The organism is Marivirga sp., from assembly GCF_024636815.1.
In the GTDB taxonomy this organism is placed as follows: domain Bacteria; phylum Bacteroidota; class Bacteroidia; order Cytophagales; family Cyclobacteriaceae; genus Marivirga.
Map to the genome: position 1 here is coordinate 15,154 of NZ_JAGXGF010000096.1, position 17,130 is coordinate 32,283.

General features: G+C 37.8%; 6 protein-coding genes. All 6 read right to left on the reverse strand.

Annotated elements, in window-relative coordinates; genetic code table 11:
• Window position 1 precedes the first annotated feature (1 nt).
• Window positions 2–4,030, reverse strand: a complete 4,029-nt coding sequence (locus Q0L29_RS07175) for an amino acid adenylation domain-containing protein (protein ID WP_296620325.1) — start codon at window positions 4,028–4,030, stop codon at window positions 2–4.
• The gene (locus tag Q0L29_RS07180; RefSeq protein ID WP_296620327.1) at window positions 4,027–10,506 is read right to left on the reverse strand and encodes a polyketide synthase; all 6,480 of its coding nucleotides are present in this window, start codon (window positions 10,504–10,506) and stop codon (window positions 4,027–4,029) included. Before Q0L29_RS07180 ends, Q0L29_RS07175 begins: the two co-directional genes overlap by 4 nt.
• Before the next feature lie 38 nt (window positions 10,507–10,544).
• On the reverse strand, window positions 10,545–11,690 hold the full coding sequence (gene gmd, locus Q0L29_RS07185; RefSeq protein ID WP_296620329.1) for a GDP-mannose 4,6-dehydratase: 1,146 nt from the start codon (window positions 11,688–11,690) through the stop codon (window positions 10,545–10,547).
• Between the two features lie 27 nt (window positions 11,691–11,717).
• Window positions 11,718–12,680: a GDP-L-fucose synthase gene (locus tag Q0L29_RS07190; RefSeq protein ID WP_296620331.1), complete on the reverse strand. Its 963-nt coding sequence runs from the start codon at window positions 12,678–12,680 to the stop codon at window positions 11,718–11,720.
• Between the two features lie 924 nt (window positions 12,681–13,604).
• Entirely contained in the window at window positions 13,605–15,047 is a 1,443-nt protein-coding gene (locus Q0L29_RS07195) for a Y4yA family PLP-dependent enzyme (RefSeq protein WP_296620333.1), read from the reverse strand.
• Window positions 15,037–16,917, reverse strand: a complete 1,881-nt coding sequence (locus Q0L29_RS07200) for an FAD/NAD(P)-binding protein (RefSeq protein ID WP_296620335.1) — start codon at window positions 16,915–16,917, stop codon at window positions 15,037–15,039. Before Q0L29_RS07200 ends, Q0L29_RS07195 begins: the two co-directional genes overlap by 11 nt.
• Between the last annotated feature and the right edge of the window lie 213 nt (window positions 16,918–17,130).

The following is a 17,130-nucleotide window of genomic DNA, read 5'->3' on the forward strand; positions in this document are numbered from 1 at the left end:
TTTAATTCTTACTATAATGATTCAACTGCCTTTGTAAACACTTAGTAAATTCTGAACCATACGGTGGCTTCAACATATTGGCATGCTCTCCTGGCATTACGATAGTATTTACTTCTTGAAGAAATTCTCCCCAGCCTAAAGTTTTAAAATCTTTGACAAAAAAAGTTCTCCTTTTAGCCAAAAACAGCGTTATCTTTAAATCCAAATACGATAGTTTATATTTGATCCAGGCCTTTTCATTAATTCCTTCAATTTTCCTAATACGATAGGCTAGTGCATTTTCTTCTTCAGAATTATGAAAGTTCTTTCTCCACATTTCATCGATATACCGCACTCTATACATAATATAATATGGAATATCGTTCCAGAAGAAATTAAACTCAAACCTCAATTTTGAAAGTTTAACTTTTATACTTTGGATAAAACTGGGTACGGGATCCTTTGAATGAATAGCTAAGGTGTCAATCATCGCTAAAAAGCCAACTTGTCGGTTTTTACTTAATAATTGTTTAGCCATTTCAAATGCGATAAGTCCACCGAGTGAATTTCCTATAAGGTTGTATGGCATATTGATTTTTTGCTTATCAAGCTCCTTAATAAAAAGTGTCGCCATCTCTTCTATGCTTTCCAAAGGTTCATGATTACCGGATATGGCAGGCGATTGAAGACCCCAAATAGTCTGATCCTCATCCATATTGCGGATTAGTGTATTAATTTCTATTGGATTAAGACCAACTCCATGCACGAAGCAGAGCACTTTATGTGGTGATCCCTTCTTAATTAATACCAATGAATCAGAATTATTTTCTTTTTGGCCTTTGATGTGATCCACAAGACCTCGTATTGTCGGGAACTGGAAAAGCGTTAAAAGTGATAAGGTTACTCCAAACTCAGCCTCCAATTTTGAAATTAACCGGACCCCAAGTAAGGAGTGGCCTCCCAAAAGGAAGAAATCATCGTCTATTCCAAAATTATCTTTTCGTAAAACAGACTTCCATATCAAAAGCACCTTTGATTGATCTTCTGTCAATAATGCACTTTCTCTTGGCTGAATTGTACTTGAAATATCCTCCTTGGAATCCAAAAGCGCAGATATAGCAATTCTATCTATTTTTCCAGAGTTCGTCAGCGGAAAACTATCGAAAAAGTAAATATGGGAAGGCACCATATAATCTGGAAGCACCTCTAACAATGCTGTTTGAATTTTCTTGACAAAATCGACTTTTGTAAGGTGACGGTCGAAATCCTTTTTGACCAGTAAGCAACCCACCAAACGGTTGATGCCCTCTGAATCTTCTCTATTTACAACTGCTGAATTTTCGACTTCGGGAAAAGAAAGAAGTTTTTGTTCTATTTCCCCCAGTTCTACTCTTTGACCACGAATTTTAACTTGACGATCAATTCTACCCAAATAATTTAATTCCCCATTTGGTGACCAAGATCCTAGATCTCCGGTTTTATAAATTCGACTTTTGTCGTTCTTAAAAGGATTTTTTAAGAACTTTTCATTATTCAATTCTTCAAGCCCAATGTATGATTTTCCTACCCCTTCACCTGAAATCCAGATTTCTCCTGCCATACCAGGATCAGAAATAACCTTGGAGTTTTCATCAACCAAATAAATTTCTGTTCCCTTTACAGCTTTGCCTAAGGTAATTTCTGGATCATCCTTTTTTACGTTTTTACAGGCAGAAAAAATAGATGTCTCGGTTGGCCCATATACATTCCAAACCTCTTTTGAAAAATCATTTAAACTATCAGCCAAGGATTTTTTTAATTCCTCACCACCGGAAACTATTGTGAGATTTGAAAATCTCTCGTTCCACCCCGAGTGGATCATCATTTGCCAATGAGTTGGGGTGGCAAACATTTTAGTGATTTTCTTTTCTTTCAGAAGCGCTAAAACCTGCTTGGGATCTCTACGATGATACCGATCCAAAATGTGAACTGTGGCTCCTAGAGAAAATGGAATTAGCACTTCCATAATTGAAATATCAAAAGAGACAGAAGTAACTCCCGCAATGGAATCGTCGGAGCTATATCCTAATTGCTTACATGCATGATTTGTAAAATAAATGAGGTTGCGATGTGTAAGAATTACACCTTTTGGGTTACCGGTGGACCCTGAGGTATAAATGGTATAAATAGGGTCTTCCGGAAGAATCTCTACATCAGTATTTTCTTCAGAGTAACCCGGCACCACTTTATTTAACTCATTGGTATAAAGTATTTTATAGTATAAATCATCCCATTCTATAGAAAATAAGTCAGTGATCACAAATTTTGCGTCACAGTCTTTGATCATATACTTAGCTCTTTCAATCGGAATTTCCCGATCAATTGGCTGGTATGCCGCACCCGCCTTGATTACACCCAAAATTGAAACAATCAGATTACAAGATCTTTCTAAATAAATCCCAACAAAATCTCCAGGTTTCACCCCCCTATTGATTAAATAATTAGCTATCTGATTTGCTCTTGAGTTTAGCGTCGCATAATCCAGTGATTCACTTTTATAGGTGATCGCGATTTTTTCAGAAAAACGTGTTACTTGATTTTCTATCGAGTGCTTCAGGTCGCCAAACTCCTCTACAGTTCCATTTGTAGATTGATTTTGCAGAAGTAATTCTGTCTCTAGTCCCGTATTCTCAAAAAATGTATCTAGATCACTCAATTTTTCATGAGAAGCGTCTATAATTTTCTCGATTAAAAGATTGTACTTCTGAGCTGCCTCCCAAATACTGGATTCATGAAAAAGGGATTCATTGTAGGTCCATTCGACAATAATTCCTTCTTCATTTCCAAAAAGATCAACGATGATTTCAAAATTTGAATACGATTTAGGATTTGAAATCAAAGCTGATTCCAGCCCCTCAAACTTTATTAAGTTTGAGTTGGTCACAGTGAGATTAAATGTAACTGGAATTAAAGGAACCCGGGAAGTATCTCGTTTGATCTGTAGGTCTTGAATAAGAGCACCAAATGAAATCAACGAATGATCTAAAGATTCATTGAATTTTAATTTCCGCTTCTGAAGATATTCTTCAAAGGTGAGATTACCATCTATGCGTGAACGCAGGGGTAAAAGATTGACGCAGTGACCAATTAAGTTTACCTTGTTCAAAATCGCCTGTCCTGCCAAAGGTATTCCTACTATAATATCTTTTTTGCCTGTCCATTCACCCAACAACACCTCAAAAACAGATAGTAATAGAAGGTTTGTGCTGATTTTTTTCTCGACCGCAAATCTCTTGGCTTTAGCTAATAATGATTTTGGCAAGGCTACTTCTAGACGCTTTGCTTTAAGGTTCCTGATAGGAGGCCTCTCAAAGTCAATTGGTAAATTGAAATAAGGAACAGGATCTGATAATTCATTTTTCCAAAATTTCTTAGTCTCTTTGATCTCGGGACTATGAGTCATCCTGTAATGCTCAAGAACAAAATCTGAAAGTTTGTCTTCTTGTGGGAGTTGAATTGATTCTCCTTTCTTTAGTTGACTATAGACCTTGCTTATTTCTTCCAGAAGCAATCCGCTTGACCATCCGTCAAAGATCAAATGATGACCAGTAAAAGTTAAAAGGTGTTCGGAATCTTTAACTTTAATCAGCTCCATTACATAGAGTGGACCTTTTACAAGATCAAATTCATATACGCCAGTATCCAGACTCTGTTTTTTTAGAAAGGCATTCTTTTTTATCTCACTTAGCTGAGAGATATCTCTGAATCTCATTGGTAAATGAAATGAACTAAAAATTATCATCTGATCCCCATCAGGGGTGAAAATCGCCCGCATTCCTTCATGCCTTTGAATCACAGTGTGAAAAGCAGTTTTGAGATGAAGAATTTCCAAATCACCATGAAGCTTGATAGACATGGACTCATTGTAGCCCATATTTGCTTCTTTACCACCCAATTGGCAGGAAAGCCATATTTCCATTTGTGAGGCAGTACTTGGTATTACCTTGGAAATCTGGATGGTGTCCTGACTTTTTGGAGTTTTTGTGGAAATAATATCTTCTGAAAATTTCATAGAAAAATGGATTGAAGTTTAATTACATTAGATTCTACATAGGCTTCTTCACGTACCCATATCGGGAAGCCTTTATCATTCAGGCTAATTCTTGCACCTTCGAATGGGGGATTATCTTGGCTCATCCACTGACCCGAGGTAAGGAATAAATCCCCTTCTACAATTTCGTTTTCTACTAAAAGTCGGATCACTTCCTCTAACTTTTCCAAAGTAAAATGGACGTCATCAATGGTATGGGAATCAGTTACATAGCATGGGTAATTATCCCAAATATGAATGTTCCGCTCACGTAGCGTAGTAAAAAGCAGGTCTGAATACTGGAATTCTTTTTTAACCTTAATGAGCCAAAGTGATCGAAAATTTACTGCGTAATAAGGAACATTGTATTTTTCAAAAATTCTATTCGCTCCTTTAACCACTTCATTAGCTAAATTTGCTAGGTCATCCTGAAATGAACCACCTTTTTCTTCCAAATAATCCAACACTGCATTGGTGGTAGCCAGTGTCAATGGATGACGGACAAATGTACCTGCAAAGTAGGTGACACCGGCTTCAGGAATGGATTCATCGCCATACTGCCAAAATCCACCATCCAACGAATCCATCCACTTGGATTTACCGGCAATCACCCCTATAGGTAATCCTCCTCCCAGAACTTTACCATAGGTGGTAAGGTCGGCTTTGAGATCATACATTCCCTGAACTCCCTCGATGTGACTTCGAAACCCAGTGATAATTTCATCGAAAATCAGGCAAATATTTTCTTTGTCAGTTAAAATTCTTAAAGATTTAAGGAACTCAATTGGCAAAAATTCAGGGTTTCTGCTTTGAATAGGTTCTACCAATACTGCTGCAATTTCATCAGCTCGCTCACCAATTTTTCGGAGTGATTCCTCAGAACCATATTCAAGCACCAGCATTTGCTGGACATTTTCACTCAAAATACCTGCAGCAGCAGGGAAACTTTTCCCTGATTTACCTGCCCTGACTAGAACCTCATCATTGATCCCATGATAACTGCCCGAAAAACAAACTATTAAAGATCTATGAGAGACAGTCCTGGCAATTCTCATAGCTCCGAGTACTGCCTCTGAGCCAGTATTACAAAGCCCCACTCGTTCATTATTTGTCAGCCGACAAATTCGCTCAGAGATTATTCCTGCCAGAGAGTTTTGTGGTCCTATCTCTATCCCTTCAGAAATCTGAGAGGTAATCGCTTTTTTAATAAATTCAGATTGATGTCCGAACAATGTGATTCCAAACCCATTCAGCCAGTCCAAATAGTTATTGTCATCAAGATCGATCAATCTCGATCCTTTTGAGAATTTAGTTACTATTGGATAAATCAATTCCTTTGTGAGTGGTTTGAATCCGCTGACCACTCTCGGATCTGCCATATGCTTTCTATTCTGCTGAGTATAAGCTTTGCTTTTACCAGTTTTGGAATTGTAGCTCTTGATCAGATTCTCTATGAAAATTTGAGCCACTTCGGAAACCTCAGAGGTATTTTTCTCAATACGTGCAACCCCTCCGAAAGGCTTTTTCAACTCAATAATCTCTTCCTGAGACAAGCCTTTATACTGATCTATCTTCCCAATTCCATTGGATTGCGTTGACCTTACTTCATTGGAAGGAAAGTTCTTGAGATTAGTGGTCTTCAGCTTTTGATTAGTATTATCTTCCGCCAAAGGATTTTTCTTAATTTCCTGAATAGGAGAATTCTCTAATAAGAAGGTCAACAAAGCATCTGGCGTACTTAACTCACCGTTGAGCTGCTTAAAAGAAACCTGAACGTTAAATTCTTTCTTAATAGAAAAAGCCACTTGGGTCAAAATCAAAGAATCTAGCCCCAATTCATAGAATGAAAGTTCGAAATCCTGTTCATTTATATCAGATCCAGAGGCTTCTTCCAAGATGAGCCTCAACTGCTTTGTGAGAGAAGAAGAACTATAGCTAGAAAGGTTTTCGGCTGTAGAAGATTGAATTACATCATCAACTTGATTTTCTAAATTCTCTTCCTTTCCATTGTTTGAATGTTGGTTTTGATTTACATCTATCCAACAAGGCTTTTTATCAAATGAATAGGTAGGAATAGCAAACCGGACTTGAGCAGATTCAGGATAGATTTCATCCCACTTCAATCGAAGACCTTTATTAATTAAAAGCTGGAATTGGTTATAAAAATGCTCAGTTTCGGACTTTTCATTAGTCCGACTTAAGCTATGCACGATGGGAAAAGTTTTGGCATCGGGATGTTGCAACAGAAGAGTGCCGAGACCATTACCGGGACCAACTTCAACAAATGCTCCTTCAGGCATTTCATCAAATAATCTTTCAACAGCTTTTGAAAATAAAACTGGAAGCCGCATGTGCTGTGTCCAATAGTCTGGAGAAGTGGCTTCTGAATCCTTAAGCCAGTCACCTGTTACAGTGGAAAGAATAGGTATTTGAGGATTATTTAGCTTAACCTTCGAAAGAAAATCTTTAAACTGGTCCAGAGCAGGGTCCATCATCTCTGAGTGGAAAGCATGACTCGTTCTTAATACTTTAGCAGGAATTTCCCTTTTTCCTAGTTTTGAAGCAAAATCTTCAATCAAAGCTGTAGGCCCAGAAACCACACAAAGATTTGGGGCATTCTCCGCGGCAAGAGAAAGTCCTTTGGGTAGGATTGTCAAGATGTACTCGGTAGTATTTCGAATAGAAAGCATTGAACCTGGTTGAAGTTGACTAATCAATTCTCCCCGCTTCGCGACCACTTTCACTGCATCTGCTAAGTCGATTACTTTGGCTATGCATGCCGCTACAAACTCACCTATGCTATGTCCGCTCAGTGCTGTTGGAATCACACCTTTACTAATCCATAGTCTAGCTAATGCATAAGAAACTGAAAAAATAACCGGCTGTGTATATTTGGTGTCTGCGAGCCGCAATTCCATTTTTTCGTCAGGATCTTCAGAAAAAACAAGGTCCAAAATGCTGGTATCCAAATATTTTGAAAAAAGCAAATCGCATTGGTTTAAGACTTCAGTAAAGAGTGGCTCTTTTTCATAAAGATCTCTTCCCATATTAAGGTATTGAGCACCCTGACCTGGGAAAAGGAATACTGGAAAATTGAAATTCCCTAGTCTCTTTACTGGAGGCTTTTCACCAGAAATAATCGAGTTTAGCCCGGCAAGAAGTGATTCATAATCATGAAAATTGACTGCTGTCCCAAAATTGAATCCTGGATTTTTCTTATTGATATTATATCCCAGCTGGGTCAGGTCCAGAGCTGGTTTTTTCAGGATAAAGCTTTTCAATTTCGAAGCATAGCCAAAAAGGCTTTGTTCCGATTTTGCTGAAAAAAAGATCGTTTGATCAATATTTTCTGTTGTGGAATTATTTTTCTCCTCAATAGGGAACTCTTCCAAAACAACATGGCAGTTTGTACCACCGATTCCGAAAGAACTTACGCCGGCTCGGCGCAGATGATCAGATTCCCACTTGCTTGTATTTGAATTGACGTAAAAAGGAGTTTTTTCAAAATCAATTGCGGGATTTGGTTTACTATATCCGATTGAGGCTGGAATTGTCTTTCGATTGAGTGCGTAAACAGTTTTAATAAATCCAGCAATTCCCGCAGCAGCATTCAAATGTCCTATATTCCCTTTGACCGAACCAATTGCACAGCTTTGATTCTGAACACCGGTCCCAAAAGCCATTTTCAAACCTTCGACTTCAATAGGATCTCCAATGGGAGTAGCTGTGCCGTGGGCTTCTACATAAGAAATAGAAGAAGGTGAAATCTGAGCATCTTCCAATGCCATTTGTATGGCCTCTGATTGCCCCGCTATACTCGGAGCCGAAAAACTACTCTTAGTGAATCCGTCATTATTAATTCCTACTCCTTTGATCACTGCCAAAATAGGATCTCCGTCTGCGACAGCTTGTTCGTAATCTTTCAATAAAACAGCGCCAGCTCCATCACTAAACAAGGTGCCAGATGCTGACGCATCAAAAGGCTTGCAATGTCCGTCCTGACTCATAATCGAGCCTTCTTCAAACAGGTGACCGCTTTTAATAGGATATGCCACAGAGCTACCACCTGCTAGTGCCATGTCACATTCTCCATTCCGAATACTTTGGACGGCATTTGCAACTGCTACTAAAGAAGTAGAGCAGGCAGTATGAACACTAATTGCAGGTCCTCTTAGATCCAGTTGGTAAGCTACCCGCGAAGCCATGTAGTCTTTTTCATTGACCGTCATGATTTGGATAGGACCCAGTATTTGAGGTAAATTTTTATCAAAAACGATGTTTTTTTGATAGTAGGCATTGCTACTACATCCTGTAAATACACCTACCTTGCCACTTGGCTTTTCGGCTATATATCCAGCACTATCTAGCGCTTCATAAGCCACTTCAAGAAACAGCCGGTGTTGAGGATCCATCACAGCGGCTATTTTGGGATTTAACCCAAAGAATGCGTAATCGAAGGTCTTAATGTCCTCAATTATGCCCCTGGCTTTTATATAGCTTGGGTTTTCTCGAGCGATTTTCTGTTCGTTTCCTTCTAATTCTTCAAGTTTAAAAAATTGGATTGACTCTTTTCCTTCAGCCAGTACTTCCCAAAATTGCTCAGAATCTTGAGCACCAGGAAATCTACTAGAGGTAGAAATTACAGCAACATCTTTATTTTTTTGAGTTTTATGTTTTAAACTGATATGTCGAGAAAATGTCTCATTCTCGGCAAGAAATTCAGCCTGAGCGCTAAGCTTAGGAAACTGATATATCTTAGTAACAGAAAATTCCCGTTTAAAAATTTTACTGATCTGAATCGCCATTTTCTGAGCGAAAAGTGAGCTTCCTCCCAGTTCAAAAAAATGATCATCACGACCAACTTTATCCAAGCCAAGTATACTTTGCCATATCAAAGCAAGGTTTTTCTCAACTTGGTTTCTGGGTTTTACATAATTTTGAGCATTGGAATTCTCTACTTTATTGTGTTTAGAAAGTTCTTTTCTGTCAATTTTACCGTTAGACGTTCTTGGAAATTCCTGCATTTTCACACAAAATGTTGGAATCATATAGTCAGGAAGTCTTTCTTTCAAAAAATCAATTAGTTCTATTTCCGATACATTCTCCTTTTCTGAAACAAAAAAGAGCTTTAGGAATTTTTGTCCGTCTTCATATTCATTTACAGTAATCGCTACTTGGGATACCCCAGCAAGATTAGCCGCAACAGATTCTATTTCACCTGTTTCGATTCGAATTCCACTTATTTTAATCTGATCATCAATTCTGCCTAAAAAGAATATTTCCCCGTTCTCGGTCCAATAACCCAAATCCCCGGTCTTGTAGACTTTTTTTCCTATTGATTCTAAGGTGAAGAAGCTTTTGGCTGAAAGCTCCGGTTTATTTAAATAGCCATCTGCCAGACACACCCCCGAAAAATACACTTCACCTGTTTTTCCCACCTCGGAAATCAGAGCCAGATTCTCATCTAGAATCATAGCCTCCACGCCATCTATGGCTTTTCCTATAGTCGGTAGGTCATCCCATGACTCGGGGTTTTCATCCAGTTCAAGTTGAGTCACTATACATGTGCACTCTGTTGGTCCATACTGATTGAAAAGCTTTGCCTTCACATGAAGAAATAGATCCTTAATTGCTCTGGTAGACTTAAGTTGTTCCCCGCAAGTCATCACCTCTTTCAAAAATCCTGGATAAACCTTAGAGTTTTCAGCTTCATTTGCAATTCCCTGAAGGGCGACGAAAGGCAAGAAAATTCTATGAATCTTCCTGTCCACCAAAGCTTGGATTAAAAGCCTGAAATCTCTAATCTCCTCAGCTTCAACAATGTGTAACGTCCCTCCACTACAAAGAGTACTAAATATCTCTTGGACGGAAATATCAAATGATAATCTTGTAAACTGAAGTGTGTTGACCCCAGGTCCAGAAAAAGATTCTTGTATTTGCCATTTGATGAGACTGATAATTCCAGCATGTGGAACACATACCCCTTTGGGAGCGCCTGTAGATCCGGAAGTATACAATATATAAGCTAATCTGGTATACCTAGTTTCATCTCTTAAAACCAACGTTGATGCCTTATTCAAATCAACAGGCTCAAGTGGCAGAACATCTTCAAGACTGCTTTTCAGATAACATTTGACACCACAATCTTCAACTATCTGAGCAATTCTCATTTCCGGATAATTTGAATCAATAGGAAGATAAGTTTTACCAGCTTTTAGAATCGCCAAAATGTTAACAATAGTCTGGGCACTTCTTGTAGTAGAAATTGCAATTATCTGTTCATCAGAGTAGTTTTGTATCAAAATGGAGCTAATTAAAGAAACTTTACTTTTTAACTCTGAATAGGTGATATTTTCATCACTAGACACCAAAGCAGTCTCGGAAGAATATAAACTCCAAGACATTTCAATAACATCTATAATAGAATCAAATGAAGAAGTTTTACTGAGAAGTTCCATTTTATTTATAGTTATTTAAAAATGCTTACACAGAAATATTAAATAGTAATATGAGCTTTAACAGGATATCCTTGCTTAGACATGAAAATGTCACATTTAGTAGATTCAACATCGCAGCTTACCATTTCCTCAACTATGGCTTTCAAATCATATTTAGGTTTCCAATCCAATTTGTTTATCGCATTGGTGGGATCACCTATCAACAACTCCACCTCAGTAGGTCTGAAATATTCAGGATCTACTTTGACTAATACTTGCCCCAAAGCAGGCAATTCCTCTTTCGTTAGACCTAATATTTCATAGGATAGATCGTAGTCTATACTACTTAGCATACCCAATTCACTCAAACCCTTACCAATAAAATCCAGCGTAAATCCAATTTTTAAGAAAGCTAAAACCAAGAAATCACGGACTGTAGTAGTCACCCCTGTAGCAATTACAAAATCTTCCGGCTTGTCAGTTTGTAGCATCAGCCACATTGCTTCTACATAATCTTTGGCATGTCCCCAATCCCTCTGAGCATCGAGATTACCGAGATAGATCACATTTTCAACTCCTAGTCCTATTCTAGCTACAGCCCTAGTAATCTTGCGGGTAACAAATGTCTCACCACGCAAAGGCGATTCATGATTGAAAAGAATACCGTTGCAGGCAAACATATCATAAGCTTCCCTATAGTTTTTGGTAATCCAATAACCATAGAGTTTAGCCACTGCGTAGGGAGATCTTGGATAAAAAGGCGTGACCTCCTTCTGTGGAATTTCCTGAACCAACCCATACAGCTCTGAAGTACTAGCCTGGTAGATCCTTGTCTTATTTTCCATTCCCAAAAGACGAACGGCTTCAAGAATCCTCAAAACACCCAAACCATCTACATTGGCGGTGTATTCTGGAGCATCAAAACTAACCTTCACATGACTCATTGCCCCTAGATTATATATTTCATCTGGAGCGGTATCTTTAATGATCCTAGTGATATTTAATGAATCAGATAAGTCACCATAGTGAAGAAAAAAACGGGGATTATCCTGATGCGGATCTTGATATAGATGATCTATTCTATCCGTATTGAATGAGGAAGATCTTCTTTTTATACCATGGACAACATAACCCTTCTCTAAAAGAAATTCTGCTAGATAAGATCCATCTTGACCTGTAATTCCTGTAATTAATGCTATTTTCATATTTTCAAAAATTAAAATTTTATTATATTAACTAACAATTTGTACACACTTCAACCTGTCCTCATTTCTCAGGTACCAACTATAGGTATCTTTAATTCCATCCCATAGTTGAATCTTCGGCTCCCATCCCATTTTATCTAAAACAGAATGACTCATTAACTTTCTAGGTGTACCATCAGGCATAGACAAATCCCATTTAATATCTCCCTGATAGCCAACAATATCTTGAACCATTGTGGCAAGATTATTTATACTTATATCTGTACCAGTACCTACATTAATTATAGGTTTATTTATTTTCTTATCTAGCAGAAAAATGACTGCAGCTGCTAAATCATCTACATGAAGAAACTCTCTTCTAGGATTACCAGACCCCCACAATTTTACTGGTTGATTCCCATTCCTTTTAGCATCATGAAACTTATGAATAAGAGCTGGAAGCACATGACTAGATTCGTAATCAAAATTATCTCGAGGACCATAAAGATTAGAGGGCATAAGAGAAAAGAAATTCTTATCATGAGAATTAAAGAGTGCCTCACATGCTTTTATTCCCGCTATTTTAGCAATAGCATAGGGCTCATTAGTTGGCTCGAGAGAACTTGTTAATAAATATTCTTCCTTTATGGGTTGGGGTGCGAGTCTTGGATATACACAAGAGCTTCCAAGAAAAATAAATGTTTCTACATCATTTTTAACCGCTCCATCAATGAGATTATTCTGGATCATAAGGTTATCCATAAGAAAACTATATGGAAATTGCTTATTAGCCATAATTCCTCCAACCTTAGCAGCTGCATTGATTACAATATCAGGCTTTTCATGTCTAAAAAAACTAAGTACATCAGCTTGATTCGTTAAATCTAATTCACTGCTTTTTAGACCAATCAGTCCGTGAGCTCCTTCTTCTTCGAATCTTCTCCAAATAGACGAACCCACCATTCCACTGTGACCTGCGATATAAATTCTCTTTGATAAATAATTTTTCATAAAAATTTAGTTTAATTATCAAGCCTTAAAAACATTTTATTGAAATCTGTTTGTAATGCTTGGGTCAAAATACCAGCTGCCTCTCTCTTAGTGAATTAGCATGGTTGTTATTAAAAATCCGTAGTAATATTCTCTGAAAGAGTTCTTACCTATGCTATATTCCATTGGGTGATTTTCCCAACTTTTATAGTCATTACCTCAGTTACATTTGTCAATATTTAAAGCGCCTCATTAAATACTAATAAACAATCATCAGCTTACCTGAATAGTCTTTTAGTAGAAGTTACAAATGCATCTATCATGGAATTATATGGAGTAACCTTATCTGTAATTAATCCAGCTTATTATCATTTTTATCTCACTCACCACCAAAGGCAGAAGTTAAATTGAGCTAGAAATAATGGCTGGTACTAAAAGTTTCCAATACCATATTGGGCTTATTTTATATTATGTTTTTTATTGGTCATAGTTCAATTCTGTTGGTTAGTTATTCAGATAAGATCAAATATTACTCCCGATAGTTATAAATTAAAAATACTTTAATAAAAGTGGCTTGAATTGGCAGTGGGGTCATATAAAACATATCCTAGTTCAGAATAGAATGATAGTTAGAAAAGCAGGTTAACCCAACTTGTGTAAGTTTATTCTCAGACTCCGCACTCCTTGAATCAACAATATTGTAGTTTAAATCATTAAAAATCTCTTTTGAATCAAAAAATGAAAGGGTTGAAAAGATTCCTTCGTGGGAATTTGAAATAGTATTTTTTTTAAAGTCTATTTATTAGAATTTAATAATCCTGAATCATGCCACTTTGAACTTACTTCTCGCTAAAGGAAGTTACTGTTTTTAAGAATAAATAATAATTCTATTAAGAAGGAAAAAGAGCCTTGCGCCAAACATATTATTTCAAAAAATCTGAAAAATCAGGAATCCTCCTCAAAATCCTCCAAATTATCTCCCGAAAAGTTCTCCTTTAGAAATAAATTGGTTGCGAGTGGGAACAAATGGGCATTGGATTCGAAAAAGTGCATCATATACCCTGCTGTATTTATAAATATCACCAGATCTCCTATGGCCGGAAGTCTATTTAAGGTAATTTTTCTCTTCAGCAATACGTCTCGCTCCAGACAATACGCTCCTGTAAAATAAACTTCAACCTGCTCAGTTGAAGGCTCAGTTTTCAAATTAATCACACAGGGATCCAAAAGAAAATCCGCACTTGAACTGGCCATCTGTGTCATGTTCATTTCCAACCCAACTAGCCAATCTCCATTCGAATCTTTTTTCCTAAAAGCTACTCTGGCAATGGTCATACCCGTTTGATCCAATAAAGATCTTCCCGGCTCCATACGAAGCTGAATTTTCTTTTTCCGCAGCAATTCCGCCAACTTCTTTCCTCCTGATGAAGAGTATGAAAGTATTTTCTGTAGAAATGTAGCCTTTGAAGTTTCATTCCAAAAAGGATAAGAATTTAATTTTCCCTGGATTTTTCCGTCTATCAACTGAAATCCCAGACCATCATTACCAAAAGTAATCGAACGGCTCTTTCCAAGTACCGCATCTTGCAACTCCTCCTGAAACTCCAACCAATCACTTTCATTTTGAAGATAATTCATCAAAAAACCTCCTCCAATATCTATATACTTAGTATTAAATCCGGTTTGATCCAGTTTTTCTGCCAACTCAATGCTTTGCAAAAGTGCTTCTCCTCTCTGAGAAATTGAATAACCATTCAGGTGAAAATGTACACCCGAATATTCCAATCCTGAAAATCGTCCATCAGCTCTAAAATTGTCTATTACGAAGGATTCAGCCTCCGCTACATCAAAGCCAAATCGACTGTATAGCTTTTCCCCACCTACCAAAAACCCACTAACCCGAATGCCTACTTTAGCCTTAACTCCATGCTCCTCTGCTACCTCCTGCACCAGCACTGCCTCATCCCAATTATCCAGGATGATCAGCACATTGGATTTGACAGCGAGCTGAATCAGCTGCTTGTTCTTGATTGCCGCAGTGACTACCAGTTTTTGATTATTAACACCACATTCTAAGCTTTGCTTCAGTTCTTCCAGACTAGCTGTATCCACTCCAATATCCAGCGTCTGGGCTTTTCTCACAAAGCGCCTACATTTATTTGCCTTTCGGGCAAAAAGCACCATGTGATCCAATTCAAAATCATTCAGAACTTTCTCATACTCTAGGTAATTTTCTTCGAAAGGAAGCGTATTATGAAGATTTACCGGTGATCCCCATTTGTCTAAAAGCTGATTCAGAACATCCTCTTTTCGTAAAAGTTGTAGTATCCAATCCGAAATTTTTGGTTGGAGCCTAGGTAGGGAATCTATTTTTTTTTCAATATTCATTTTCTAAAAGCTCTAAAGAATTTATGCTCCGAAATTTTACCACTTCGTCAGCCACCCTATCCGCCCATGCAGAAACGAAATCATTTTTTTCTGTGGATAAAGAATCATTATCAAAGGTAATTCCCTCCGTCGGTGTGCCTGTAAATGTGAGCTGAGGCACCACGTTTCCATATTTATCCAAAGGATTGCCCGACCTATTTAAGTCTACGCAACCAGGCTTAAAAGTGATCCCGAACTTGCACACATTCACAAATGGCCTAGCATGCCCTTTCCTGATTAAGTTTTCATAAAGCGGCGAAAGCTGATCATCTACCCTATATTTTGGAATTCTAGCGTCTACAAAAAAATCTGTGGAGATTTCATTTCCATACACAGTAGCTAGCCTATACTGTTTGTGGGCTTCTTCATATGTCATACTCGGGGAATTAGAAAAAGAAAAGTCAAGAATTCCCGCTTTGGCCAATGCCAGTATTTTTTTCATATTGATCACAGGAGGACCATACGAAACCCGGTTGAAATGGGATGCATACTGCTCAGAAAATAGCTGATGAGACGATGGCGTAAGGCCACCAAAACTATAGACCCGATTGAATAAATCAGTCATTTGTCTCCAAACTCCAGACGCATTTGCCAAGGGACTTTCTTTCTCTCCTAGCTCTGCACAATTGATCCAGTGGGAAATCAAATTAATCACCTCCTCATTTGATTTTACAGGGCTGTGATTTTCACAGGGAAAAAAATGTTCAAACTCAAATATCTCAGCCTGCGGGTATTTTTCATGAAAATCAAAAATTTGGGTTTCTACTTCTCTAAAATTTGGGCTGTAGCACAAGTCTAATCCGTGAATTCTAAACATACAATCATAATAACTAAAAATTATTTCCTTCTTAATTAAGGGCAACAACTCTAGTTTGAAGTCTACTTTCCAAGAGGGGAGTTTTTCTCCCATTCCCACGAAATTTTCCAGTTTGAAATATTTTAGCTCCTTTATAGGTTTACCAAATGTGCTTTTTCTGGGAAACATCGGTAAGCCTGATTTTGAAAAAGGATATATTTTTGAAGGTTCTTCGCCAGTGGAAAAATACTTCAATTCATTTCCTGAATTTTTGAAAAAACCACCCCTACCTTCGGTCAATGCCAATGCTGCGTCAATGAAGGTCAATCCCATCCCTTTTACAGCTACTTTAGATTTCGGTAAAATACCTGACAATTTCGTCTTGACCGGATAAATGAAGTCCACATCAGAAGAAGGGTTCAATCTGTTTTTCTTTGAGGAATTGACTGTCAGATGGCCGGTGGCCAAAAGCAACTGATCAAACCCCCTCAGATGCAATTGCTTTTTAGCTTGGGTCAGGAGGAGTAGATTTATTTTATCACCTGATTTTTCCAAGTCGGTAATTTCTCCAAGATGCTGGACAATGGAAATGTGGCCTGGGCAGTTTTCCAAAAGGGAATTGAATCCATAACTCAAATACCTGCCGACTAATGCACGAGGCGAATATTCATCATGAATTGGATCCTGCTTATTGGACTCCCCAAATTTTAACCATTCCACAAAAGAAATCGGCTCCGGAACAATTGGTGAAGGCTTGGAATCTGGCCACATGTTGATAAATCCATTGGCATAATTCATCATTAAATATTCCGGCTGATCCGTTCGGTATACATCACCACATCCAAAGTAGGGTGTCTTGTTTATCAAATAAATTTCAATGGGCTGATCTGAAAAACTTTCTTTAAGGTTCGCCAGTAGTCTTTCCAATCCATAGAGTCCTTTGGGTCCCAAACCAACTATCCCTACTCTGAAAGGCCTTGTCACTCCATAGTTCGGGAGTTCCTTTTTGATTTTTTTATGTGCCTGCGATATCATAAACATCTCATTCTATTATTTAAATTCAATTTTAGAATCATGCTTCATTAAGACTTTAGCTGCATATTACTTTGACAGTTGTTGAGTACCCATTCTTCATTGTAAATGGTATCTAGGTATCTTTCACCTCTATCGCAGAGTATAAGCGCACATGTAGAATTTGGGGGTAAATGATGTGCATATTTGAGAAGAGAACTAATCACGGCTCCCGAA

Excerpts from the sequence above, each read along its gene's own strand:
- Q0L29_RS07175 (WP_296620325.1), bottom strand. The coding sequence starts at position 4,030 with ATGAAATTTTCAGAAGATATTATTTCCACAAAAACTCCAAAAAGTCAG.
- Q0L29_RS07180 (WP_296620327.1), bottom strand. The coding sequence starts at position 10,506 with ATGGAACTTCTCAGTAAAACTTCTTCATTTGATTCTATTATAGATGTT.
- gmd (WP_296620329.1), bottom strand. The coding sequence starts at position 11,690 with ATGAAAATAGCATTAATTACAGGAATTACAGGTCAAGATGGATCTTAT.
- Q0L29_RS07190 (WP_296620331.1), bottom strand. The coding sequence starts at position 12,680 with ATGAAAAATTATTTATCAAAGAGAATTTATATCGCAGGTCACAGTGGA.
- Q0L29_RS07195 (WP_296620333.1), bottom strand. The coding sequence starts at position 15,047 with ATGAATATTGAAAAAAAAATAGATTCCCTACCTAGGCTCCAACCAAAA.
- Q0L29_RS07200 (WP_296620335.1), bottom strand. The coding sequence starts at position 16,917 with ATGATATCGCAGGCACATAAAAAAATCAAAAAGGAACTCCCGAACTAT.